We start from the raw sequence: 26,038 nt of genomic DNA on the forward strand, positions 1-26,038 counted from the left end.
GCATGTGTAACGGGAGCTTCGTTGCTGCGCAAGCCGCCACGCGGCATCGACAACCCTCGACGCAAATCCTTAACTCACCGGCATTGCGCCAGGGCGACCAGAAGTCTTCCGGATCATGGAGAAGCGGAGAAGGGGAGAAGCGCTACTTGTTGAGGCCGTCGAGGCCCTTGTCGAGACCGGCCCGGCGCAGAGCGTCGGCGAGGGCGCTGTTCTGCAGGCTGCCACCGCCCCGGGAGTCGCGGCCGCCGCCGCCACGGGAGTCGCCACCGCGACCGCCGCCACCACCGGACCCACCGCGCTGACCGCCGCCACCGGAACCGCCCCGCTGGCCACCACCACCACCGGAGGCGCCGCGCTGACCGCCAGAGGCGGAGCCGCCGCGGGAGTCACGGCCGCCGCCGGGACCGCCCTGACCGCCGCCACCTGAAGCGCCGCCACCCGGAGCGCCGCCATCCGAAGCGCCACGACCCGAAGCGCCGCGACCACCGCCCGGGCCACGGACGCCGCGCTGGCCGCCAGAGCCCGAGCCGCCCGAGCCGCCCGAGCCGTCGGAAGCGGCGCCTGACTGCTGGGCTTCGTCGTCGAGGCGGAGGGTCAAGGAGATGCGCTTGCGCGGGATGTCGACGTCGAGGACCTTGACCCGCACGATGTCGCCGGGCTTGACGACCTCGCGGGGATCCTTCACGAAGGTGTACGACAGCGCCGACACGTGCACGAGACCGTCCTGGTGCACGCCCACGTCGACGAACGCCCCGAACGCCGCCACGTTGGTGACCACGCCCTCCAGCAGCATGCCCGGCGTGAGGTCGGAGATCTTCTCGACGCCGTCGGCGAACGTCGCCGTCTTGAAGGCGGGTCGCGGGTCGCGGCCCGGCTTCTCCAGCTCCTTGAGGATGTCGGTGACGGTCGGCAGGCCGAAGGTCTCGTCGACGAAGTCGGCAGGCTTCAAACGAGTCAGCACCGTGCCGTTGCCGATGAGGGTCTTCATGTCGGTGCCGGTCGTCGACAGGATGCGCCGGACCACCGGATACGCCTCGGGGTGCACGCTGGACGAGTCGAGCGGGTCGTCGCCGTCGGGGATGCGCAGGAAGCCCGCGCACTGCTCGAACGCCTTCGGCCCCAGCCGGGCCACGTCCTTGAGCGCCTTGCGCGAGCGGAACGGCCCGTTGGCGTCGCGGTGCGCGACGATCGCGTCGGCGAGGCTGCCGCCGATGCCCGACACGCGGGTCAGCAGCGGGGCGGAGGCCGTGTTGACGTCGACGCCGACGCCGTTGACGCAGTCCTCGACGACCGCGTCGAGGGAGCGCGACAGCTTCGATTCGCTGAGGTCGTGCTGATACTGCCCGACCCCGATCGACTTCGGGTCGATCTTGACCAGCTCGGCCAGGGGGTCCTGCAGGCGCCGCGCGATGGAGACGGCGCCCCGCAGGGAGACGTCCATCCCGGGCAGCTCCTGCGAGGCGAACGCCGACGCCGAATACACCGACGCGCCGGCCTCCGACACCATCACCTTGGTCACGTCGAGCGCCGGGAACTGCTTGATGAGGTCGGCGGCGAGCTTGTCGGTCTCCCGCGAGGCGGTGCCGTTGCCGATCGAGATCAGCTGCACGTTGTGCTTCTGGCACAGCGCGGCCAGCACGGCGAGCGACTCGTTCCACTTGTTCTGCGGCACGTGCGGGTAGATCGTGTGCGTGTCGACGACCTTGCCGGTCGCGTCGACGACGGCGACCTTCACGCCGGTGCGGAAGCCCGGGTCGAGGCCCATCGTGGCGCGGGTGCCGGCGGGCGCGGCGAGCAGCAGGTCGCGCAGGTTGGCGGCGAAGACCCGCACCGCCTCCTCCTCGGCCGCCTGCCACAGCCGCATCCGCAGGTCGATGCCGAGGTGCACGAGGATGCGCGTGCGCCAGGCCCACCGGACGGTGTCGTTGAGCCACTTGTCGCCGGGCCGGCCCTCGTCGCGGATGCCGAACTTCGAGGCGATCGCCGGCTCGTACAGCGACGGCGCGTCAGGATCCTGGGTGGGCTCCAGCACCAGGTCCAGCATCTCCTCCTTCTCGCCGCGGAACATGGCGAGGATGCGGTGGGAGGGCAGTTTGGTGAAGGGCTCGTCGAAGTCGAAGTAGTCGGAGAACTTCGCCCCGTCGGCCTCCTTGCCGTCGCGCATCTTCGACACGATCCGGCCCTGCGACCACATCCTCTCGCGCAGCTCACCGATGAGGTCGGCGTCCTCGGAGAAGCGCTCGACCAGGATCGCCCGCGCCCCGTCCAGCGCCGCGGCGGTGTCGTTGACGCCTTTGGAAGCGTCGACGAAGACCGCGGCGGCGGCCTGGGGGTCGACCGAAGGGTCGGCGAGCAGCCCGTCGGCGAGCGGCTCGAGGCCGGCCTCGCGGGCGATCATCGCCTTGGTGCGTCGCTTCGGCTTGTAAGGCAGGTAGATGTCCTCGAGCCGCGCCTTGGAGTCGGCTGCCATGATCTGCGCCAGGAGGGCGTCGTCGAGCTTGCCCTGGGTGCGGATCGACTCGATGATCGCGGTCCGGCGCTCCTCCATCTCCCGCAGATACCGCAGGCGCTCCTCCAGGGTGCGCAGCTGGGTGTCGTCGAGCATCTCGGTCGCTTCTTTGCGATACCGGGCGATGAAGGGCACGGTCGCGCCGCCGTCGAGCAGCTCGACCGCGGCGGTCACCTGCCGCTCCCTGACGCCGAGCTCTTCGGCGATCCGCTGCTGAATGGAGGTCGTCACGATCCTGCATTCTGCCCCACGCACCTCACCTGCCGCGCGGGCCAGCACGGCCGGGTCCGCCGGAAGCTCCGGTAAAACTTTTTTCGACAAAGCGTTATTGACCCTGAGCCGGTCCGTCTCCTGAATAGTTCGACAGGAGGATGCGGATGGGCACGGCCACGGTGATCGCGGCGAGGGATGGTGACCAGCGGGCGCTCGACGCCCTGGTCGCCGAATACCTGCCGCTGATCTACAACATCGTCGGGCGGGCGTTGCAGGGGCACGCCGACGTCGACGACGTGGTGCAGGAGACCATGCTGCGCATCGTCGACGGACTGCCGCGGCTGCGTGAGCCGGACAGCTTCCGGTCGTGGGCCGTCGCCATCGCCATGCACCAGGTCAGGGACCGGCACCGCCGGCAGACGCAGGCGCCGCTGGTCGGGGACTGGGCCGACCCGACCGACACCGCCGACCCCGGCGCCGACTTCGCCGACCTCGCGATCACCAGGCTGCGGCTGTCCGGGCAGCGCCAGGAGGTCGCCGAGGCCACCCGGTGGCTCGACCACGACGACCGGGAGCTGCTGTCGCTGTGGTGGCTGGAGGCCGCCGGGCAGTTGGAGCGCGAGGAGGTCGTCGAGGCGCTGCACATCACCAAGCAGCACGCCGCGGTGCGCATCCAGCGGATGAAGGCGCAGCTCGACGCGGCCCGCGCGGTGGTGCGGGCGCTCGCCGTGCGGCCCCGCTGCCCGGAGCTGCACGCGATCGTGACCAGCTGGGACGGGCGGCCGAGCGCGCTGTGGCGCAAGCGGCTGGCCCGGCACACCCGGGAGTGCCAGCGGTGTGACCGCGCGTGGACCGACATGGTCGCCGCCGAGCGTCTGTTGGCGGGGATCTCGCTGGTACCGGTCCCGTTCGTGTTCTCCGCGGCGGCGGCGAAGACCGGAGCGTTCGCCACCGCAGCGATCGGCACAAAAGGGCTGAAGGGCCTCATCCTCGGCTGGTTCGGCGCCGCGAAGCCGGCCCTGGCCGGGGTCGCCGCGACCGTCGCGATCGCCGGCGCGGCCGGTGCGGTCTACGTGGCCACGAGCGGCGAGCAGAAGCCGGCGGTGGTGTCCCAGCCCGGGGAGTCGCCGTCCGTACAGGGCAGCGCCTCGGAGAACACGCCCAGCAGCGCACCCGCGTCCAGCGCGGCGCCCTCCAAGACCACGAGCGCGCCCGCCGCCCTGCCGCCGGCGGTGAAGAGCCCGAAGAAGGGCATCAGCACCAACGGCAAGGTCAACTTCAACCAGGCCGCGGTCAAGGACATGAAGGCCGGCTGGTACTACAACTGGTCGCCGAGCCCGAGCTTCGGCGCGACCAGCGGCGTGGAGTTCGTGCCCATGGTCTGGGGCACCGCCAACGTCGACGCCGACGTGGCCAAGGCGAAGGCCAACGGCAAGGTGCTGCTCGGCTTCAACGAGCCGGACCTCAAAGAGCAGTCGAACATGAGCCCCGAGCAGGTCCTCGACCTGTGGCCGAAGCTGCAGGCGTCCGGCCTTCGCCTGGGCAGCCCGTCCGTCGCGTACGGCGGCGACACCGCCGGCGGCTGGCTCGACCGCTTCATGGCCGGGGCGAAGCAGCGCGGCTACCGGGTCGACTTCATCACGCTGCACTGGTACGGCGGCGACTTCGGGCCGGACGCGCCGAACCAGCTCAAGCGCTACCTGCAGAACGTCTACAACCGGTACAAGCTGCCCATCTGGCTGACCGAGTACGCGTTGATGCGGTTCGAGAACGGCACCGTCTACCCGAGCGTGGACCAGCAGGTCAGCTTCGTGAAGAGCTCCACGGCGATGCTCGAAGGGCTGTCGTTCGTCGAACGTTATGCCTGGTTCATCCTGTACAGCTCGAAAGCGGGCGACACCGGTCTCTACAGCAACGGCACCACCCCGACCGGGGTGGGCGCCGCCTATCGCGCAGCAGGAGGATGATCATGGACGCGAGATCGGGTGGCGCCGCCACACTGCTCGGTGCGCTCAACGACGCCTGTGAGGATTTCCAGCGGTACGGGCAACAGGTCGCCGCCACGCACGGCCCGATCCACTGGGAGCTGATCGGCCGCATCGGACCCGGTGAGGCGCCGTTCGCCCTCGTCGGCGTGGTGCTGCGGTACGACCGGACCACCGTCGACCTGGGTGTCGACCTGTGGGTGCGGGAGGGGGCGTTCGAGGTCAGCGGCTACGGCACCGTCGACGGCAGGCGGCTGCTCATCGACCTGCCGGACGTGCTGACCCCCGACCTGGACGAGGCGATCGACGTCCTGCGCGAGTACACGCGGCGGCTGTGCTCCTACCGCAACGTGCTCGACGACGTCGCCTGAAGCACCGGCCGGCGGCTTCGTGCGCGCAGTACGCGCAGGTGGACGGTGAGCGCGACCAGGCCCACCGCCGCCGTCAGCGCGCCGCAGGTGACGAGCGCGGCCGACGCGCCGACCGACTGCACCAGCGGCGCGCCCATCAGCGTGCCCAGGGGTGTCGACACGACGATCACCGCGCCGCGGGCGGCGAGCACCGGCGGCAGCCGCCAGGCCGGCACCCTGCGCTGGAAGAGCGCCATGCTGGTCGCCGGGTACGGCGCCCAGGCGAGCCCGGCGAGCGCAAGCGTGATCATGTGCGCCCACAGCGGCAGCGCCAGGCCGAGCGGCATGAGCAGCACGCCGAACGCGATCACCGCGACGATCGTGGTCGGCCACAGCGGCAGCCGGCGCAGATGCCCGGTGGCGATCGCCCCGGTGAGCGCGCCCACGCCGAAGGCCATGTACAGCAGTCCGACCTCGCTCGCCGTCGAGGCGAACAGCGGCACCGCGACCGGCAACGGCCCGAACAGCAGGAAGAACCAGAACGTCATCACCATCAGCCCGAGCAGGTCCGGGTCCCGGCGGATCGCCGCGAAGCCCTCGCCGCGGTCCCCGGCCGGGGCCGCGACCGGCGTCAGGGCCCTGATCTGCAGGAACGACACGGCGAGCACGGCGAAGGTGGCGGCGTCGACAGCCAGTACAGCCGGAGCCCCCAGAATCGCGATCAGCAGCCCCGCGATCGCCGGGCCGACCACCGTGGACGCCTCCGTGATGACCGTGAGCAGCGCGTTCGCCGGCAGGTGCAGGGTCTTCGGCAGGACCTGGGCGATGACGGTGTACCGGCCGGCCGACCCCCACGCCGACAGCAGCGCGGACAGGGCCAGCAGCAGCACGTACCGGACGATCGAGAGCCCGCCGCAGGTCGACAGCAGTGCGATGGTGCCGAGGAACACCGCCCGCAGGATGCCGTCGCACGCGACGAGCTGCGCGGCACCGCGGTTTCGCAGCAGCGGCTTGAGCGCGATCGCGCCGACGGCGCCGGGCAGTGCGTACGCGGCGATGGCGAGCCCGACCCACAGTCCCCGCGCGTGGCCCGGCGCCAGCTGCAGGGCCAGCCAGCCGACCGCGACCGCGCTCATGCCGTCACCCAGTGCGGACAGCACCAGCCCGGGGAGGATCCGGTTGAAGACCGGGTGCCGGATGACCGGTAGATAGGGAGACATCGATTGATTCTTACTCAGATGCTGGGCATTCACCAAGGGTGAGGTCGAGCGCGTAACGGCCGCCGGTCGGGGTATTCCGAAACCCATGGCGAACTTCGGTTACACGCTGATGTGTGAGCAGACGGGGCCCACGGAACTCGTCGACGACGCGGTCCGCGCGGAGGAGGCCGGGTACGACTTCGCGGCGATCTCCGACCACTACAACCCATGGCTGGTCGAGCAGGGGCACTCACCGTTCGCGTGGTCGGTGCTCGGCGCCGTCGCGTACGCCACCCAGAACCTCGAACTCATGACCATGGTGACCTGCCCGATCCGCCGCTACCAGCCGGCGGTCGTGGCCCAGCAGGCGGCGACGATCGGCGCGATGTCCCAGGGGCGCTTCACGCTCGGCCTCGGCGCGGGGGAGAATCTCAACGAGCACGTCGCCGGCGCCTGGCCGCACCGGACCCAGCGGCACGAGATGCTCGCGGAGTCCCTGGAGATCATCCGGCCGCTGCTGGCCGGCGAGACGGTCCACCACGGCGGCACCTACTTCGACGTGCCCGAGGCGCGGCTGTGGGACCGCCCCGACGACGGGGTGCCGGTCGTCCTGGCCGTCTCCGGGCACGACTCGCTGCGCCTGGCGGAGCCGCTCGACGGCACCGTCGCCGTCGCGCCCGACGCTTCCCTGCGCCTGCCCGGCAAGCCCGCCTACGGGCAGGTCGCCGTCTGCTACGGCCCCGACGAGGCCGAGTCCCGCAAGCGCGCGCTGGACCAGTGGCGCTGGTCCGGGCTGCAGTGGCCGGTCCTCGCGGAGCTGCCCGACCAGCGCGCCTTCGACGCCGCCTCGGCGTTCGTGACCGAGGACGACGTCGCCGCGTCCGTGCCGTGCGGCCCCGACCTGGACCGGCACGTCGCGGCGGTCCGCAGGTACGTCGACGCGGGCTTCACCCACATCGCGCTGGTCCAGATCGGCGGCGGCCACCAGGAGGAGTTCCTGGCCTGGTCCGAGTCAGAGCTGCTGCCCGCCCTAAACGCCGCCGGGGCGTAGGCGGGGGAGCCGGGAGTCGACGTCCGGCACCGAATAGCCCAGCGCCCGCAGGCGGCTCGACACCTCCTCGATCGGCTTGCGGATCTTCTGCGCCGCGGCGAGCAGGTGGTTGAGCGGCACCGGCTGGCCCGCGTCCAGCCACGGCCGGGAGCCGTCCAGGTCGGTGCTGGCCAGGAGCAGGTCGTTGGGCTTCACCGAGTCGACCTGGATGCTGCTGAGGTCGACGTCGACGGTGTAGCCCAGCGTCTCCAGCCGCGCCGCGACCTCGTGCACCGGCCGGCGGACCCGCCGCGCCGCCTGCAGCAGGTGCGGCAGCGGCACCTGCTCGTCGAGGTCCAGCCACGGCTGCGAGCCGTCCAGGTCCCGGCTGGTGATCAGCAGGTCGTCGGGCTCCACCTGGTCCAGCGACGGACCGGAGCCGTGCAGGCTGACCGCGTAGCCGAGGAACGTCAGCCGGGCCGCGATGTCGTGCACGCTGCGCCGGGTCCGCTGCGCCGCCCGCAGGACGCGGATCGTCGGGACCGCCTTCATCGGGTCCAGCCACGGGTCCGAGCCGTCGAGGTCCTCACTGGTGATCGTCAGGTCGTCGGGCTCCAGGTGGTCGATGAGGATCGCGTCGGGGTCGACGTCGACGCGGTACCCGACCGCCGCGAGCCTCGTGGCGACGTCGCGGACCTCCCGGCCGGTCGCCTCCGTCGCCCGCAGCAGGTGGATCAGCGGCACCGGGCGCGACGGGTCCAGCCACGGCTGCGAGCTGTCCAGGTCGCGGCTCGCCAGCTGCAGGTCCTCCGCCTCCAGCTTCACGACCTCGAGCGCTTCGAGGTTGCCCCCGAGCGTGAAGCCGAAGCTCCGCAGCCGCGCCACCACCTCCGTCACCGGCCGGCCGGTCCGCTCGGCGGCGCGCAGCACGTGCACCGGCGCCACCTCCTCGTGCAGGTCCAGCCACGGTGACGTGCTGTCCAGGTCCCGGGAGATGAGCACCAGGTCGTCGGACTCGACCGTCAGCGCCTCCCAGCCCGGCTCCAGGGGGTAGCCGAGCAACGCCAGCCGCGCCGCCGTCTCGTCGGCGGGCAGGTCGACCTTGTGCGCGGCGCGCAGGATGTGCAGCCGCGTCACCGGCTCCCGCGGGTCGAGCCACGGGTGCGAGCCGTCCAGGTCCCGGCTGGCGATGGTCAGGTCCTTCGGGCCGAACTGCTCGATCGGCAGCATGTCCACGTCGACGTCCACGTCGAAGCCCAGCTGCCGCAGCCTGGCGACGATCTGCTGGATCGGGCGGCCGGTCTTGTGGGTCGCCCGCAGCAGGTGGACGAGGTGCACCGGCTGATCCGGGTGCATCCAGGGGCGGGTGCCGTCCACGTCGCGGCTGGTGAACACGAGGTCGTCCGGGTCGACGCCGACCTGCGCGGCACCCACCGACGGCTCGTAGCCGAGCTGGTCGAGGCGGGCCGCGATCTCCGGGGCGCTCCTGCCGGTCTTGCGCGCCGCCCGCACGAGATGGACCAGCGGCACGATGTCGACCGGCTCCAGCCAGGGGCCGGTGCCGTCGACGTCGACGCTGAGCAGCAGGGCGTCGGACGGGCGGGAGCGCAGCGCCCGCTTCCAGTCCGCGCCCGGCTTGAGCACCTTGCGGTAGCGGCCGCCGGCCGCGAGCGCGGTCAGCCGCCACTCGACCAGCTCGTCGGGGCCGCCGACCGGCCCGTCGTTGGCCACGAAGCAGCCGGTGACGGACGCGTCGACGGTCTCGCCGTCCATTTCCCACTTACCGTGGCCGCGCTCGATCGCCTGCTCGAAGATGAGATCCGCGACCAGCGGCCGGATCGGCGCCAGGCGGCACAGCCACTCATAGCCGAGCAGCGTGGTGCCGGGCGCGGTGAGGGCCGGGACCGCCTCCCACAGCAGGCGGTCGACGTCGTCCTCGCGGTACGCCAGGATCTTCGTCCGGTCGACGGACAGCCGCGGCGCGAGGTCCCGGTTGAGGTTGACCACCGCGCCGAAGATCTCCTTGCCGGCGTAGAGGCCGTCGGCGAGCAGCGCGCCGGTGCCCCTGCACCACCACACCCGCGACCCTTCGGTCGCGACCACCCCGACGCCGACGCCGTCCTCGTCCTCGTCCTCGTCGTCGACCGCGGTCGCCGCCTCCGACAGCTCACCGGGCGCCCACTGCTGGGTCTCCACACCGTCGGTCGCGTCGGTGGCGAACTCGGCCACCCACAGCAGCTTGCGCAGCTCCTCGACCGACGCGACGGCGACGCCCTCGCGCAGGTGCAGCCGCACGGTCGTGCCCGAGTCGGTGCCGGGGCCCAGATCCTGGATGCGGAACAGGCTGCCCGGCCCCGCGATCGACACCCGCAGCCGCTCACCGGCCTGCCCGTCGCGGCCCATCCGGCACGTCTGCACGGTCAGCTCGTCGGCGAGCATGAAGTAGCTGAGCACGCCGATGCCGAAGCGGCTGTTCGGAAAGAGCTGCACCGGCGGGTCGAGCCGGGCCCACTCCGCCTGCTCCTCCAGGAACTCCGGCAGGTCCGCGAGGCGCACGCCGGCCTGCGAGAACACCTCGCTGAGCTCGCGCACGCCCATGCCGATGCCGTTGTCCACGCAGTCCAGATACGGCCGGCCGTCGTCGTCGACGCCCTGCTCGAAGCGGATCCGGCCGTCCCACGACGACTGTTCGGAGCCGGTCCGGGTCAGGAACTCGGTGCGCGCCTCCCGGTAGCGGCAGGCGTCGAGCGCGTTCTGGTACAGCTCGCGGATGGCGAGCGCCGGGTCGCCGTACAGCTGCTCGCCCATGAGCAGCTCCCGCACCCGGTCCTCGGCCAGCCGGAACCGGACCCCGGCCGACTGGTAGGCGGGGACCCCGTCGACGACCGCGGGACCGACCTCGTCGGTGGCGGCCCGGTTGGGCAGGTGCCGCAGCGGGGCGAGCGTGTCGTCCCGGGAGGCCGCCCGCTGCGCCTCGGCGAGCAGTTGATTCAGCGTCTCGATGTGTACGCGCAGCGCCACCTCGATCGAGGGGTGGGCGCAGTCGGCGGCGAGGACGAGTGTCGCACCGCGAAGATTCCACCGCGCCGCGTGGACGGTGCCGATCACCTGACGCGGCGTGACCGGGTCGCCGATGCCGAGGTGCTCGCCGATGACCTCGGGCAGGACGGTCGCCTCGATCGCCAGCCAGCGGGCGATCGTCAGCAGGAACGCGACGAGCCGCTCCCGTGTGCCGTGCCGGTCCTGGGAGACCAGCGACTCGGGGCGGTCGTGCCGGTTGAGGAACGCCGGGTCGGCGCGGATCGCCCGCAGCAGCTCGGCGAGGCGCTTCTGCGGCTCCTCGTCGATCACGCTCGCCAGGTCCTGGGTCTGCCCCTCGGGGCCCTGGATCAGCGACTCGATCGTCGACGGCTGATACGCGGCGGGCCGCCGGCCGATCCACCGGTGCAGCAGCCACCAGCCGAGCTCCGCGGCGGCCTCCCGCCGGCCCGCGCGGATGGCGGCGAGCGCGCGGCGGTGCGGCTGGGCATACGTCTGGGAGAACCGCTCGAACGCGGCCCGGTCGCTGGACGCGTCCTGCGACGGCTCCAGGTCGCCCGGCTGCACCCCGCGCTCGGCGGCGGCGATGCCGGCCCACAGGGCGTCGTGCAGGAACGGGGTCGTCACCAGCAGCGCAGCCTCGGCCCCGCTGAAGGTCACGTCCTGCGGCAGGAACCCGACCAGGGCCGCGACCTGCTCGGACATCCGCCGGGCGAAGTCGCCGTCCTGCCACGGGTCGTCCGCCAGCAGGGCCGCGGACCGTCTGCGTGCCTCGGCGAGCTGGTGAACGAGCGTCACCGCACTGTCACGATGCGACGTGCCCTCGGTCACCCGCCCCCACACCGTGTGCTGTGCAGCGAACGTTTCCCAGCCGTCAGGAGCCATGCGGGAAAACTTACCGGCCGAGGGCAACGGATTGCTCCTGTTGGGGCCGAACGGACGGTCGCGCGTCCTTGCGTGCGCAGGCTACGGTGCAGCGGGCATTGGTGGCCGCTGGAAGGAGCACGTCGGGTATGTCCGTCGCTGAAGACGGCAACGAGCAGGTGCAGCCGGGCGAATCGCAGCAGCGTACGGACCGGGCGGCGCGACATCGCGTTCCGCCGACGGCCGCCGCGGCCGCGAAGGTCCCCCGTCTGCCGGAGCCGTTCAACCCGGCGAAGCCGACGTTCCCGGCAGGTGCGGCGATTCCCCGCCAACGCCGCGGCGGCCCCACGGCGATCGCGACCGCCTCGATCCCGCTCGTTCCCGTCGAGGAGGACAAGCCGGACTTCGACGCCCTTTTCGCTGACGCGCTGGGCGACGAGCCCGATCCTGAGCCCGACACCGCGCCCGAGCCGGACGCGGACGGGGACGCGACGACCGTCGACGCGATCGCTGACGACATGGAGGCCCCGGCCCTGGACGAGGCGTCCCGCTCGCAACCGGAGGACGCTGCTTCCGGCGAGGTGGAGGCCGAAGGTCCTGACGAGGTAGAGGATCCGGCGACGGTCGGCACGCTCGCGGGCGAGGTCAGGGCGAACGCCGTGCCGTTCCTCGACGAGTCCGCAGAGTCCTCCGAGGCTGCGACGCACGTCGAGCCTGTGGCGCTCGGCAAGCCGGTGGTCGAGTCGCCGGCGTTGGTGGATCCCGCCGTTTTCGACCCGACCTCGGCGGCATCGCTGGACGACGAGCCAATCGACGAGCCCGTCGACGAGGTCGTCGCCGTCGGGGCGGCGCCGGTCCCGGCGGCTCCGGTCGGGGTCGCGACGGTCGTGGTGACCGCCGACGACTCGCCGACGGTCGCCGACTACGTGCCGCCGGTGCTCGCGATCGTCACCGACGACCCCGCCGACGAGGACGGCGACGACTACCGCGGCTCCCGCCGCCGGACCGCGCCCTGGCGCAGGTATCCGGTCGGTGCCGTCGCCGTCGCCGTGCTGATCCTGCTCGTCACCGCCGCCGTGGTCCTGCAGCTCGTCCGCAGCGACGGCGACGGCCCGACCCCCGCCGCCGACACCGCCGCGCAGCGCCCCAACATCGGCGGGCTGCCCGAGGTGACCCGTAACGCGCCGTCCCCGGCGGCGTCCAGCGCCCCGGGCTCGGCGAACCCGTCGCCGAGCCGGTCGCGCCCCTCGGCGCGCCCCTCGGCCTCGGTCTCGGCGTCGGTGTCGAAGTCCGCCGGCTCCACCACGCCGCCGCCCCCGGTGAACAGCGGCCAGCTGGTCGGCGCCGGCTCCGGCAAGTGCCTGGAGTACCGCTCCGGCGAGAGCAACCGCGGCGTCATCGACAACTGCGACGCCCGCGGCTCCAGCCGCAGCAACCAGCGCTGGACCTTCCAGGCCGACGGCACGGTCCGCGCCGACGGCGGCTGCCTCGACGTGCTGAACGCCGGCACCGCCAACCGCACCCCGGTGCGCCTCTTCACCTGCAACAGCACCCCCGCCCAGCGCTGGACCGTCCGCGCCGACGGCACCTTGCAGAACGTCAACTCCAAGCGCTGCCTCGACGTCGAGAACGGCGGCACCGGGGCCGGCAACGCCGTCATCATCTGGGACTGCAGCGGCGCCGCCAACCAGCGGTGGACCCGCCAGGCCTACTGACCCACGACGGCGGCTTCGTGCGCCGGCAAGGGTACGAGCCAATCGCGTGCCGGCATTTGTACGGCATGCCAAACGCCACATGGCATTCCTCAACCTGGCCGAATCGCGCTCGCTGAGCTGCGCGAATGTCGGGCATCGTGTGGCTCTTTCCCACGACGCCCCGCACGGCTAGTTTGTTAGGTAACACAACGAACCACACGCGCGGGCCGGTCGACTCCTCGGCGGGAAGACCCCGGCCCCTTTACGCACAGCGGTTTCGGTGAACCGTTGCGCGCAGCGACCTGTGTCCACCCCGCACAAGGAGCTCCGTGTTCACCCAACGCCGGCGCGCGTCACGCGCGCTACTCAGCCTTGCCTCCATATCCCTCTCCGCAACCGCGGCGGTCGCTCTTCCGGCCGTCGCCGAAGCCGCTCCCGCCCCGAAAACAGTGCAGGCCCAGGCCGTCGAACCGTTCGACGTGCTCGTGTTCTCCAAGACCGCCGGGTTCCGGCACGACGCCATCCCCGCCGGGATCACCGCGATCCAGCAGCTCGGCGCCGCCAACGGCTTCACCGTCGACACGACCGAGGACGCCGGTGCCTTCACCGACGCGAACCTCGCCAAATACGAGGTCGTCGTCTGGCTGTCCACGACCGGGGACGTGCTCGACGCCGACCAGCAGAGCGCCTTCGAGCGCTACATCAAGGCCGGTGGCGGCTACGCCGGCGTGCACGCCGCGAGCGACACCGAATACGACTGGCCGTGGTACGGCGAGCTGGTCGGCGCCTACTTCACCAGCCACCCGGCGCAGCAGCAGGCCACCATCAAGGTCGAGGACCCGGCGCACCCGTCCACAAAGGACCTGCCGGACCGGTGGAGCCGCTATGACGAGTGGTACAACTTCCGCGCCAACCCGCGTGGGAAGGTGCACGTCCTGGCCAGCCTGGACGAGAGCAGCTACACGCCCGGGACCGGCGCGATGGGGGCGGACCACCCGTTCGCCTGGTGCCGCGACTACGACGGCGGCCGCTCCTGGTACACCGGCGCGGGCCACACCCAGGAGTCCTACAGCGACCCGGCGTTCCTCGGGCACCTGCTCGGCGGCATCGAGACCGCGGCCGGCGTGCTCAAGTCGGACTGCAGCGCCACGCTGACCAGCGGCTTCGAGAAGGTCACGCTGGACAGCAACACCAACAACCCGATGGAGCTCGCGATCGCGCCCGACGGGCGGGTCTTCTACATCGAGCGCGACGGGCGCATCCAGATCGTCAAGCCGGACACGCACACCACCGTCACGGCCGCCACGATCCCGGTGTTCACCGGCAACGAGGACGGGCTGCTCGGCATCACCCTCGACCCGGGCTTCGCCCAGAACCACTGGGTCTACCTGTATTACGCGCCCAACGGCGGCGGCCCCCGCAACGTGCTCAGCCGCTTCACCGCGGTCGGCGACACGATCGACCTGAGCAGCGAGAAGCAGGTGCTGCAGGTCGACACGCAGCGCAACACGTGCTGCCACGCCGGCGGCACGATGACGTTCGACAGCGCGGGCAACCTGTACCTCGCCACCGGCGACAACACCAACCCGTTCGAGTCCGACGGCTACGCGCCGATCGACGAGCGGGCCGGCCGGCAGGACTACGACGCGCAGCGCAGCTCCGCCAACACCAACGACCTGCGCGGCAAGGTCATCCGGATCAAGCCGCAGGCCGACGGCACCTACACGATCCCGGCGGGCAACCTCTTCCCGGCCGGCACCGCGAAGACCCGTCCCGAGATCTTCGCGATGGGCTTCCGCAACCCGTTCCGCATCGGCGTGGACCCGAAGACCAACACGCTGTACGTCGGTGACTACGGCCCGGACGCCGGGACGGCGAACCCCAACCGTGGCCCCGGCAACACCGTCGAGTGGAACATCGTCGGGCAGCCCGGCAACTACGGCTGGCCGTACTGCACCGGCGCGAACGCGCCCTACCGCGACTGGACGTTCCCGTCCGGCCCGGCCGGTCCCGCGTTCGACTGTGCCGCCCCGGTCAACAACTCGCCCAACAACACCGGTCTGACGAACCTGCCGCCGGTCATCGCGGCGACCGTCGACTACGACTACGACGGCAACCCGCGCTTCCCCGAGATCGGTGGCGGCGGCGCGCCGATGGCCGGCCCCGTCTACCGGTACGACGCGGACTCCACCTCGGAGCGGAAGTGGCCGCAGTACTACGACGGCAAGGCCATCTTCGGCGAGTGGAACCAGAACAAGCTCTACACCATGCAGGTCACCGCCGACGGGAAGTCCCTTGTGGACATCAACCAGGCGCTGGTCGGCATGAGCACGATCCGCCCGATGGACATGGAGTACGGCCCCGACGGCGCGCTCTACCTCATCGAGTGGGGCACCGGCTTCGGCGGCAACAACGACGACTCCGGCGTCTACCGCATCGACTACATCGCCGGTGACCGGGCCCCGATCGCGCAGGCCGCGGCCGACCCGACCAGCGGCGTCGCCCCCCTGGCCGTGCACTTCTCCAGTGCCGGGTCCCGCGACCCCGACGGGCAGCAGATCACGTTCGCCTGGGCGTTCGGCGACGGTGGGACCTCCACCGAGGCGAACCCGACGCACACGTACACCAGCAACGGCAACTTCACCGCCCAGCTGACGGTCACCGACTCCGAGGGGCGCAGCGCCACGGCGAACGTGCCCGTCACCGTCGGCAACACCGCGCCGAAGGTCACCATCACGCTGCCGCCCGACGGCGGCTTCTACGAGTGGGGCGACCAGGTCGCGTTCACGGTCACCGTGACCGACCCCGAGGACGGCACCGTCGACTGTGGACGCGTGCAGATCCAGTACCTGCTGGGCCACGACGAACACGCGCACCCGCTCAACCAGTACACCGGCTGCAGCGGCACCGTGCAGACGTCCCTGGCGAGCGGCCACGGCGCCGACGCCGACGTCTTCGCGGTGATCGAGGCGTCCTATGTGGACAACGGCGGTGCCGGCGGTGCCGGTCCGCTCACCGGGCGCTCGCTCGTGCAGCTGCAGCCCAAGCGCAAGCAGGCCGAGTACTTCGCGGCCACCGGGCGGGTGCCGGGCTCGACCGCCGGCGGCGACCCGGGCGTGCGCACCGAGACGACCGGCGACCCGCAGGGCGGCTTCCAGAACATCGGCTTCGTCGAGGAGGGTGACTGGTTCTCGTTCGCGCCGGCCAACCTCACCGGCATCAGCCAGCTGCGGATCCGGGCCGCCAGCAACAACGCCTCCGGCGGCACGATCCAGGTCCGCACCGGCGCTCTCGACGGCCCGATCGTCGGATCCGTCGCGGTGCCCGGCACGGGCGGCTGGCAGACCTATGTGGACCTGACGGTCGACGTGACCCCCAGCACCTCCAGTGGCCCGCTGTACTTCATCGCCACCGGTTCCGGAGCCGGCTACAACATCAACTGGGTCGACTTCATCGGCCGTGGCGTGACGGACAACGCACCGCCGGTGGTCACCGCGACCGCCACCCCGCCGACCGGGACCGCGCCGTTCACCGTGGCGTTCACCGGTTCGGCGACCGACGCCGAGGGCGACACGCCGCTGACCTACGCGTGGGACTTCGGTGACGGTGGCACGGCCACGACGGCGAACGCCAGTCACACCTACACCGCCGCGGGGAACTTCATCGCGACGCTGACCGTCACCGACGCCCGTGGGGCGAAGGCGTACAGCAGCGTGGCCGTGAAGGCCGAGGCGGCGAACACGTCGTGCTTCGGCGCGAAGTCCGACGACTTCCTCGGATCCGCGTTGGACCGGGCGAAGTGGACGGTCGTCCGGGAGAACCAGACGTTCTCTGTCAGCGGCGGATCGCTGATCCTGCCGACCGTGGCCGGCGACCTGTACGGCAGCCGCAACGACGCGACCAACCTGGTGCTGCAGCCGGCACCCAGCGGCACGTGGCAGGCCACCACGAAGATCACCCTGCCGACGACGGCGAACTACCAGCAGGCCGGTCTCATCGTCTACGGCGATGACGACAACTACGCCAAGGTCGACGTGCTCTACAGCGGCTCCCGGCGGGTCGAGTTCATCCGCGAGAGCGCCGGCACGCCGCGCAACGAGGCTGCCGACGCGACCGCTGGCCCGGCGGGCGACACGTACTACGTGCGGATCGCCTCCGACGGCACCAACCTGACCGCGTTCTACTCGGCGGACGGCACCACGTTCGTCCCGGTCGGCCGGTCGGCGGCGCTCGCCGGTATCGCCAACCCGAAGATCGGTCTGTTCGCGCTGAACGGCGGCACCACCGCGCCGGTGGTCAACGCGAGCTTCGACTACTTCGTGCTGACGCCGGACGAGGTCGCGAGTGTCAACCCGAACGACGAGTTCACCGGGTCCGCACTGGACCACTGCCGGTGGAACGCGATCGTGCGGGAGGACTCCACGAAGTACCGCGTCGCCAACGGTGCCCTGCAGGTCGACGTCCCCAACGGCGACATCTACGGCACGGGCAACACCAACCCGACGAACTTCATTCTGCAGAAGGCACCCACCGGTGACTTCACGCTCGACACGAAGGTCGACGGCTCGCTGTTCACCGAGCAGTACCAGCAGGGCGGCCTGATCGTCTACGGCGATGACGACAACTACGTCAAGCTCGACTTCGTCGCCGACAACCAGGCCGGCCAGGCGGTCACGCGGCGGCTCGAGTTCCGCAGCGAGATCGGCGGGGTCGTGCAGAACCCGCAGCCCGGCGCGAGCAACCTGACCGCCTCGGTCTGGTACCTGCGCCTGGTCAAGGCGGGCGACGCCTACACCGGCTCGTACTCGACGGACGGCGTCACCTACACGCCGCTCGGCACGCTCACCAACGCGGCGGTGGCGACCGGCACCAAGGTGGGGCTGTACACCCTCGGCGCCGGGCAGACCGCGTCGAAGCCGGCGTCGTTCGACTACTTCCGCCTCAGCACGGTCGTGGCGGACACGACGGCACCGGTCGCGACGTCCACTGTGGAGGGCCCGCTGGCCAACGGCTGGTACACCGGCCCGGTCACCGTGACCCTCGCGGCGACCGACAACACGGGCGGTTCCGGCGTCGACAAGCTGGAATACCAGCTCGACGCCGACAGCACCTGGACCACCTACAGCGCTCCCATTGCCGTCAGCGGCGACGGTACGCACACCGTGAAGTACCGTGCGTCCGACAAGGCGGGCAACGTCGCGGCCGTCCAGACGGCGACCGTGAAGATCGACGCGACCGCGCCGGTCACCACGGCGGCGTTCGCGCCGGCGACCGACGCGGGCTGGCACAACGGCGCCACCCCGGTGGCGCTCGCGGCCACCGACGCCGGTGCGGGAGTGTCCAAGGTGGAGTGGTCGCTCGACGGCGGCCCGTGGACGGCGTACACGACGCCCGTCAACGTGGCCGGCAACGGCCAGCACGAACTGCTCTACAAGGCGACCGACGCGGCCGGCAACGCCGAGACGCTCAAGTCGGCCATCCTGAAGATCGACGGCACCGCGCCGACGGTCATCGTCGCCGGCCTCGCCGACGGCCAGCTCTACGGCGACAGCCAGGACGTCCGCGTCACCTGGCAGGCCATCGACCCCGTGTCCGGCATCAGGTCGGTCACCGGGTCGCTGGACGGCGGCGCCTACCAGACCGGCACCCTGCAGGCCATGTACGAGCTCGACCTCGGCCTGCACGAACTGGTCGTCGTCGGCACCGACAACGCCGGCAACACCACCACCAGCACCGTGCGGTTCTTCGTCACCACGTCGTTCCGGGACATGCAGAACCTCCTGGACCGCTTCAAGGCGACGAGCCGGCTGACCACCAAGGCCTACAACCAGCTGTCGGACCAGCTCGCGAAGGCCCGCAAGGCCGAGGCGAGCGGCAACGACAAGAAGGCGCTGAAGGAGCTCGCGGCCTTCCGTGAGCTGCTGACCGTCAAGCTGGTCCCCGAGGCCGAGATCCGGGACACGTTGGTCCGGGACACGGATGCAATGACGGTGCGGCTCGGTGGTACACCACCCAACAACGCGGGAGTGAAAGCCAATGACGGCAAGTCGCTGAAGGGAACCGGGCGCCTCGACGAGGACCCGAACAGGGTGAAGAAGAACGGCAAGCTGTGAAGTCCGTTGTTGCCCTGCTGGCACTCGCGGTGCTGGCGCTCGCCCCCGGTGACCTCAACCTTGAGGTCGCCGGGGACGGCGCCGAGGGGGTGACCGTCCGTGCGCTCAGCGCGGACGGCCGCCCCGCCGAAGGGGACCTCCGCCTGGTGCTGACCGCTACCGCGGAAGGCGGCCGGACGGTCGGCCCGCTGCAGCTCAACGCGGCCTCGGAGGGGCGCGGCTTCTACTCCTCCGGGCCGGTGCTGCCGGCCGGTGCGACGTGGACCGTCGTCGTCACCGGGGCGGGTGCTTCGCCTGTCAAGGCGTCGGCGGTGGTGACGTCGCGTCCCGCGCAGTCGCCGCCTGCAGTCGCCAAGCCGGTGCCGCCGCCTGCGGCATCGCCGTCCCGCTTGTGGATCTGGGGTCTCGCGGCCGCCGTGGCGGCAGGCGCGTTCGCCGTCGTCGCCGTGGTGCGGCGCCGGGCTTGATGCTCGGCGATCGACAACAGCAGCACTGATGTGAGCAACAGGCCTGCACCGGCCGCTGACCAGCCGGTCAGCGGCTCGTGCAGGACCAGCACGCCGAGGGCGACCGCGGCGAGCGGCTCGACCAGGGCCACGACCGACGCGGTCGTGGCCCTGACCACGCTCAGGCCCGCGAAGAACAGCGCGTAGGCGAGGGCGGTCGGCACCGCGCCGAGGAACGCCAGCAGCGCGACCGTCTCGCCGGTCCCGCCCCTGGTCGGCAGCAGGCCCTCGATCATGGCCAGGGGCAGCAGGACCACGGTGCCGACCGCGAAGCCGCCGAGCGCGGCGTCGTAAGGGTCGTCCTTCGCGGCCCGGTTGAGCAGCGTGACGCCGGCGTATCCGGCCGCGGACACCAGTGCCACGGCCAGGCCCGCTGTCGTGACTGTGCCGTCGACACCGATCAGCAGGACCAGCCCGACCAGCGAGGTCGCGACGATCGTTCCTTGGAGGCGCTCCTTCAGGAGCACCCTCGCGCCGATGGCGACGAGCACCGGGCCAGAGCCGAGGACGACGATCGTGGCGACGGCGACGCCGGTGAGGTCGATCGCCACGTAGTACGTCGTCTGGTACAGGGCCATGCCGAGGCCGTTGACGGTTCTCAGTTTCCAGCTCGTGGGTGTTCCGGTCCGCCCTCTGAGCGGGCGCATGGCCGCGAGCAGGAGGATGCCGCCGAGGTACCGCCAGAAGGTGACGGCGATCGGGCCGAGGCCGCTGTGGTCGTACAGGACGGCGGCGACGAACCCGCCGACGCCCCATGCGGCGGCCGCCACCGCGACGAAGAACAATCCCCTATTGACGTTGTTATGTCCCATTTATGCTTTTCTCCCGAATTATGGCTCCCGCTATTACCCTTTCGACTTCTGCGGGCAGCGGTCACCGACGCCGGGACTTCTCGCGTCCGCGGCGCTGATTCGGGGTCGTTCGCCGGCCGCCCGCTAACGGGTGGGTGGCGACAGCACGACACGTAGGCACATGCCGCGCACGCTAGCGATCACCCGGCGGTGGGACACCTCAATTACCTGCGACGATCACGTTCTGGTGACAAGTCGCCGACACTGCCGTGGTGATCATCACTGTCCGCTGCCGGCTTCCCGCTGCTGACCGGCGCTTTTACGCGTGACGGTGACAATTCGTGTCCGGGTTTTCATCGGATTGTCACCCTTCGATGGGTCGACCCTTCCAGCTGGTGACCATTACGCTGTAGCGACACGCACAGCCGGAGGTCGCGCCGTGGCTCTTTCCGCACCCGCCACGCACGGGTCACCCTCAGGACAGGGCCTGCCCTGGACCCTCGACGGCGGCAGAGGCATCCTCGGCCTCGACCCCATCACCGGCGCCCTCGTGGTCTGGGCCGCACTGATGGGCGTCATCGTCCTGTTCATCCTCTTCGCCGCGATCCTGTCCCGGTGGAGCCTGGCCCGCATCAACCGGGCCGAGCGCCGCGCCGAGGTCGCCGAGGCCGACGCCAGCCTCAGCCCCGCCGAGCGCGCCCGCCTCCGCGTCGAGGCCGGCGAGCTGATCCGCCAGGCCGCCGCGACCGCCGCCGCCGCGAAGCGCGCCCGGATCGAGGTCGTCGAGGCCCAGGCCCGCGCCCTCGCCGCCCAGCAGGCCCGCGAGGTCGCGTGGGCCACGTTCGACGTCGCCCAGAAGGCCTACGAGGAGGCCCTGAGCTCCGCCGCCGAGCCGTCAGCCCCGGCCGACGAGGACGAGGACGCCAAGCGCGAGGTCTCCCGCGCCGCCCTCGCCGCCTTCAAGCGCGGCGACATCACCGTCGACGCCCTCGAGTCCGTCTTCAAGGGCGCCTCCGGCTGGGACCAGCTGCACGAGCTGCAGGCCCGCGAGATCGAGCTGCGCCGCTCCGCCGAGAGCCGCGCCCGCCGCCTCTACGACGCCGCCACCGCCACCGAGCGCGCCGCCGTAAAGGCCGCGGACGTGGCGGTCGTCGCCGCCCACGCCCTGGCCGAGGAGGCCGCGGAGGTCGCCGAGGAGGCCGCCGACCTGCGCGACACCCTCGACGCCGCCCGGCAGTCCGCGATCACCGCCTCCACCGTCACCCGCACCAAGCGCCGCGTCCCGCAGCAACGCCCGAAGAACGCCCGGGCCACCGACACCGCCACCCCCCGCCCCGGCCCGGCCGTCACGGTCACCCCCGACCCCGACCGCACCCAGGACATCCGCGCCGCCATCGAGGCCGCCGCCGCCGCGAAGACCCCGCTCACCGAAGCCGCCTGACCACACCCGGTCGGCGCTTCCCCGAGAGCGCGGGGCCGGGGAAGTGAGCAGGGCGGGCCCAGGACCACCCGTGCCTGGTGAGACACAGCATGAGTGCGTGGGGGAGCGGGCACCTGAAGGGTTGAAGAACGAGCGTTCAGTGTCGCAGCATGGAGTGCATGGGTGAGCTAGTGGCGCTGCCCAAGTCGGGCGACGTGTTCGAAGACGTGCGGGGTGACGATCGCACCATGCGGGTGACCTGTCACCCGACGCGCGGCACCGTGGTCGTGTCGCTGTGGGTGGACAAGATCTGCCGGGCCTCGTTTCAGCTGGCCGAGGGCGACCTGCCCAGATTGCGGGCCGCCCTCGATGCCATGGAGTTCGACGTGGCGCCGGTGGTGGCGCGGGAAGAGAGTGCCTAGGGCAGGCGCAGCACCATGCTCGGCGACGGGTGCTCCAGGACGACCCGGCCGGGCTGGGGCACGCCGGTCGCGGGGTCCAGCTCCAGCACGGTGACCGTGTCGGAGTGCTGGTTGGCCACGACCAGGGCGCCGTCCAGCATGGTGAAGTGGCGCGGCCACGTGCCGCCCGTGGACACCTCGTCCAACGGGGAGACGCCGGAGGACGACACCGCGAACGTCGTGATCGTGTCGTTGCCCCGGTTGGCGACGTAGAGGCGGGTGCCGTCCGGCGAGAGCAGCAGCTCGCTCGGGAAGTTGTCACCCACGGGCGGGACCAGCACCGACGGCTGGACGTCGAGCACCGCGAAGCCGGGGGAGAGCACGGCGACCGTCGAGGCGAGCTCGTTGGCGACGAACACGCGGCCGTCGGGATGCATGACCAGGTGCCGCGGCCCGCTGCCCAGCGGGGTCGTCGAGGTGACGCCGACCCGCGACAGGGACCCCGCAGGCGACAGCTCGTAGTGGATGATCTCGTCGAGGCCGAGGTCCACCACGTGCACCATGGAATCGCGGACCGTCACCTGATGGGCGTGCGGCGCGGTCTGGCGTGACGGGTGCACGCTGCTGCCGGTGTGCCGCACCAGGTCGGTGCGGGAGGTCAGGGCGCCGTCGGGGGAGAGGGCGAAGACCGAGACGCTGCCGCCCTGGTAGTTGGCGGACAGGACGAAACCGTCGGTGACCGCCAGGTGGCACGGGGAGGCGCCGCCCGTCGGCAACGAGCCCAGCGGGGTGCCGTCCGAGCGGAACGCGGCGACGTGACCCTCGTCCAGCTCGGCGACCGTGTAGATCACGCCGGTCGCGGCCGAGAACGCCAGGTAGGAGGGCGAGGGGGTGCGGATCGGTGGGGCCGATGGCTTGAAGTCGTCGTCGAAGATCGAGATCTGGTCTGCGTAGGAGCCGATGAGCACTGGCACCCCACCAACCTAACGGTCCCCGATGGTAGGGCCAGCACTACCACAAACAGCGGGGCTGCCCGGCTCGTGACCGGACACGAACACCGCGAGGCTGGACGGCATGACGCTCCTGGCCGACCGAACGTCCGACTTCACGACGTTGTCGAAACACATCCGGGCGGCCGGTCTGCTCGACCGCCGCCCCGGCTATTACGCCCTCAGGTTCGCCCTGGTGGGTGCCCTCTACGTGGGCGGCTGGGCGACCCTTGTCCTCGGCAACCCGCTGCTGGCCGCGGTGCTGCTCGCCGTCGCGTTCGCGCAGGTCGCGCTCGTCGCCCATGACCTGGCGCACAAGCAGGTGTTCCGTAAGCAGAGGATCTCCGAGACCCTCGGCATGCTGGTCGGCAACCTCGGCATCGGGATGAGCTACGGCTGGTGGATGAACAAGCACACCCGCCACCACGCCAACCCCAACCACGAGGAGCACGACCCCGACGTGGCGCCGGACATCCTGGTCTGGTCGACCCGGCAGGCGCACGAGGCCAAGGGCGTGGCCCGGCTCATCGGCGGCTGGCAGGCGGTGCTGTTCTTCCCGCTGCTGCTGCTGGAAGGGTTCAACCTGCACGTCGCCAGCGCCCGGGCGATCGGCAGGATCAAGCGCTCCAAGCTCGAGGGTTTCCTCCTGTACGGCCACTTCGCGATCTATCTGGTCGCCGTGTTCGCGCTGCTCTCGCCGGGCATGGCGGTCGCGTTCATCGCCATCCATCAGGGGCTGTTCGGCCTGTACCTGGGGATGACGTTCGCGCCGAACCACAAGGGCATGCCCACCCTGACCGGCGAGGACGAGCTCGACTTCCTGCGCAAGCAGGTGCTGACCTCCCGCAACGTGCGCGGCGGCTTCTGGGTCGACGTGCTGCTCGGCGGGCTGAACTACCAGATCGAGCACCACCTGTTCCCCAACATGCCGACCCCCAACCTGCGCAAGGCCCAGCCGATCGTCGAGCGGCACTGCGCGGAGATCGGCGTGGCGTACCTGTCGGCGTCGTTCGTCGACTCGTACGCGCAGGCCCTGCGTCACCTGCACCAGGCCGGGGCGCCGCTGCGCGGGTAGCGTCAAGGCGTGGACGCACTGTCGCTCGCCGACTTCAGGGCCCGGGTCGCCGCCATGTATCTGTCCGACGTGGACGTGGTGGGGTTCCGGGCCCTCCGCGATGCGCTGTTCGCGACGCATCCGCAGGCCGCGGCACCCGGACCGTTGCGGTATTTCCCCGTCGATCCGTCGTTTTCGGCGTCGGTGCCGATGGAGCCCGCCGAAGGTTCGCTGGAGATAGCGACCGGGGGCGAGGACGGCGTCCTGCGGTACGACCGCGTCGGTGTGCTGAGCACCCCCTGGGGCCGGCTGACGCTGTTCTGGCTGGCGGCGTACGGCGGCGGCCTGTTCCTGCCGTTCCGCGACGCGACCTGTGGCAAGGAGTCCTACGGCGCGGGCCGCTACCTGACCGACACCGTCAAGGGCACCCATGGCCGCGGCGTCACGCTGGAGCCCGGCGGCCGGGTCCGGCTGGACTTCAACTACGCGTACAACCCCTCCTGCGCCTATGACGATGCCTGGGCGTGCCCGCTCGCGCCCTACGAGAACCGGCTCGAGGCCGAGATCAGGGCGGGCGAGCTGGCGTACACGTGAAAGGCCGGCCCCGCCCGGGGACCGGCCTTTTTCACGAACCCGGTCGTGGACCGGCCTTTCACGAACCCGGTCGTGGACCGGCCTTTCACGAACCCGGTCGTGGACCGGCCTTTCACGAACCCGGTCAGCGACCGCCGAGCAGGCCCCCGACGAGTGGGAGGTTGCCGCCCGCGACGCCGTTGAGCAGCGGGAGTCCGCCGACCAGCGGCAGGGCCTCCTCGGCGCCTTCGGTCACGGAGTGCCTCGGGCTGTACTGCGTCGAGTGCTTCGGCGCGTAGGTCTTCTCGGTGACCAGCGGCAGTTGGCTCGCCGCCTGCGGCAGGGCACCGGTCGTCGGCACGAAGCGGCTCGCGACCGCCGTGGTGCTGACGCCCGGGGTCGGGCCGACGCCGCCGATCACCGGGATGCCGGTGACCGAGTCGTTCTTCAGCATGTCGCTGCCGCCGAGCGGGAGGTCGCCGACGACCGGCAGGCCCGTGCCCGCCTCGGTGCCCTGGATCCGCTGCACCCGCTGGTTGCCGGAGCGCTTGCCGGCGGCCCCCACGGGGATGGCGAGGTCGTCGACGGGCTTGAGCGTGCCCTGCACCGGCAGGCCACCGACCAGCGGCAGGCCACCCGTGCCACCGGCGAGACTCCCGACGAGCGGCAGGCCGCCACCGGCGGTGTTGCCCAGCGGCAGGCTCGTCGCCTCGGTCCCCACAGCGGGGAACGCGGTGCGGGTGTCGGCGATCGACGTGCCGCGCAGCGTGTCGCCGGCGTCGACCGGCATGCCGCTCACGCCCGGAAGGCCCCACTGCTGCAGCGAGCCGACCAGCGGCAGCGCGGCGACGGAGTCCTCGGCCGGCAGCGCCCTGCCCGGCGCCGCCGAGATGTTGGAGACCTTGCTCGACGTCGTCTTGGGCAGGCCCAGCATCTCGGTCGGCAGGAAGTCCAGGACGTTCGGCAGCCGCCGGCTGCCTACCTGGGTCGTGGTGGTGCGGTGACCCGACTGCGTGCTGCTCGCCGCGCTCGTGTCGATGCGCGAGCCGTGCGCCTCGAGCTGCAGCGACTGGTTGTTGGGCCCGCCGGCGGGTGAGAAGAGATCGTCCAGCCGGCCGGGCGCCAGGGTGTCATCGGCATGTGCGGCACCGGCACCGAGCAGCAAAATGCCGCCGGCCACACCGACGGTACCGACCGCCCTGCGAAACCACGTGTTCATCCTCGTAAACCAATCTGGTCGACAAATCCGATCGCCTGTTCAACGACCAACCCGGACAAAGTGACGCGGCAGTTTGTCGATCCGCCGGG

15 protein-coding genes are annotated in these 26,038 nt (G+C 71.3%); 9 read left to right on the plus strand and 6 right to left on the minus strand.

Annotated elements, in window-relative coordinates:
• Positions 1-142: 142 nt before the first annotated feature.
• The gene (locus ABZS58_RS24580) at positions 143-2,740 is read right to left on the minus strand and encodes a Tex family protein (RefSeq protein WP_354785170.1); all 2,598 of its coding nucleotides are present in this window, start codon (positions 2,738-2,740) and stop codon (positions 143-145) included.
• 146 nt (positions 2,741-2,886) lie between these two features.
• On the opposite strand from ABZS58_RS24580, the gene ABZS58_RS24585 reads away from it, so the two are divergent.
• The gene (locus tag ABZS58_RS24585; RefSeq protein WP_354785172.1) at positions 2,887-4,689 is read left to right on the plus strand and encodes a sigma-70 family RNA polymerase sigma factor; all 1,803 of its coding nucleotides are present in this window, start codon (positions 2,887-2,889) and stop codon (positions 4,687-4,689) included.
• 2 nt (positions 4,690-4,691) lie between these two features.
• Positions 4,692-5,078 (plus strand): hypothetical protein, encoded by a 387-nt coding sequence (locus ABZS58_RS24590; RefSeq protein WP_354785174.1) that lies wholly within the window; start codon positions 4,692-4,694, stop codon positions 5,076-5,078.
• Here the strand turns inward: ABZS58_RS24590 and ABZS58_RS24595 are convergent.
• Positions 5,048-6,277 (minus strand): MFS transporter, encoded by a 1,230-nt coding sequence (locus tag ABZS58_RS24595; RefSeq protein WP_354785175.1) that lies wholly within the window; start codon positions 6,275-6,277, stop codon positions 5,048-5,050. The two genes, ABZS58_RS24590 and ABZS58_RS24595, sit on opposite strands and share 31 nt — an antisense overlap.
• An 85-nt stretch (positions 6,278-6,362) precedes the next feature.
• Between ABZS58_RS24595 and ABZS58_RS24600 the strand changes: the two genes are divergently transcribed.
• Positions 6,363-7,307, plus strand: coding sequence for a TIGR03557 family F420-dependent LLM class oxidoreductase (locus ABZS58_RS24600; RefSeq protein ID WP_354785177.1), 945 nt, complete (start codon positions 6,363-6,365; stop codon positions 7,305-7,307).
• On the opposite strand, the gene ABZS58_RS24605 is transcribed toward ABZS58_RS24600, so the two are convergent.
• Entirely contained in the window at positions 7,287-11,123 is a 3,837-nt protein-coding gene (locus ABZS58_RS24605) for a hypothetical protein (RefSeq protein ID WP_354785179.1), read from the minus strand. The genes ABZS58_RS24600 and ABZS58_RS24605 overlap by 21 nt on opposite strands.
• A gap of 215 nt (positions 11,124-11,338) precedes the next feature.
• On the opposite strand from ABZS58_RS24605, the gene ABZS58_RS24610 reads away from it, so the two are divergent.
• Positions 11,339-12,904, plus strand: a complete 1,566-nt coding sequence (locus ABZS58_RS24610) for a ricin-type beta-trefoil lectin domain protein (protein WP_354785181.1) — start codon at positions 11,339-11,341, stop codon at positions 12,902-12,904.
• Positions 12,905-13,212: 308 nt separating this feature from the next.
• On the plus strand, positions 13,213-18,996 hold the full coding sequence (locus tag ABZS58_RS24615; protein WP_354785183.1) for a ThuA domain-containing protein: 5,784 nt from the start codon (positions 13,213-13,215) through the stop codon (positions 18,994-18,996).
• Between the two features lie 223 nt (positions 18,997-19,219).
• On the opposite strand, the gene ABZS58_RS24620 is transcribed toward ABZS58_RS24615, so the two are convergent.
• Positions 19,220-20,314, minus strand: a complete 1,095-nt coding sequence (locus tag ABZS58_RS24620; protein WP_354785185.1) for an EamA family transporter — start codon at positions 20,312-20,314, stop codon at positions 19,220-19,222.
• 418 nt (positions 20,315-20,732) lie between these two features.
• Here ABZS58_RS24620 and ABZS58_RS24625 point away from each other — a divergent pair, with 418 nt between their 5' ends.
• Positions 20,733-21,734, plus strand: coding sequence for a hypothetical protein (locus tag ABZS58_RS24625; RefSeq protein ID WP_354785187.1), 1,002 nt, complete (start codon positions 20,733-20,735; stop codon positions 21,732-21,734).
• A 158-nt stretch (positions 21,735-21,892) separates the two neighbouring features.
• Positions 21,893-22,135, plus strand: coding sequence for a hypothetical protein (locus ABZS58_RS24630; protein ID WP_354785189.1), 243 nt, complete (start codon positions 21,893-21,895; stop codon positions 22,133-22,135).
• Here the strand turns inward: ABZS58_RS24630 and ABZS58_RS24635 are convergent.
• Positions 22,132-23,088: a lactonase family protein gene (locus tag ABZS58_RS24635; protein WP_354785191.1), complete on the minus strand. Its 957-nt coding sequence runs from the start codon at positions 23,086-23,088 to the stop codon at positions 22,132-22,134. The two genes, ABZS58_RS24630 and ABZS58_RS24635, sit on opposite strands and share 4 nt — an antisense overlap.
• Before the next feature lie 100 nt (positions 23,089-23,188).
• Here ABZS58_RS24635 and ABZS58_RS24640 point away from each other — a divergent pair, with 100 nt between their 5' ends.
• Both ABZS58_RS24640 and ABZS58_RS24645 read left to right on the plus strand, forming a co-directional pair.
• Positions 23,189-24,178: an acyl-CoA desaturase gene (locus tag ABZS58_RS24640; RefSeq protein WP_354785193.1), complete on the plus strand. Its 990-nt coding sequence runs from the start codon at positions 23,189-23,191 to the stop codon at positions 24,176-24,178.
• Positions 24,179-24,187: 9 nt separating this feature from the next.
• The gene (locus tag ABZS58_RS24645; RefSeq protein ID WP_354785194.1) at positions 24,188-24,751 is read left to right on the plus strand and encodes a DUF1684 domain-containing protein; all 564 of its coding nucleotides are present in this window, start codon (positions 24,188-24,190) and stop codon (positions 24,749-24,751) included.
• 124 nt (positions 24,752-24,875) lie between these two features.
• Here ABZS58_RS24645 and ABZS58_RS24650 read toward each other — a convergent pair whose 3' ends face one another.
• The gene (locus ABZS58_RS24650) at positions 24,876-25,949 is read right to left on the minus strand and encodes a hypothetical protein (protein WP_354785196.1); all 1,074 of its coding nucleotides are present in this window, start codon (positions 25,947-25,949) and stop codon (positions 24,876-24,878) included.
• Positions 25,950-26,038 lie beyond the last annotated feature (89 nt).

This window comes from Dactylosporangium sp. NPDC005555 (assembly GCF_040605635.1).
Lineage (GTDB): Bacteria > Actinomycetota > Actinomycetes > Mycobacteriales > Micromonosporaceae > Dactylosporangium.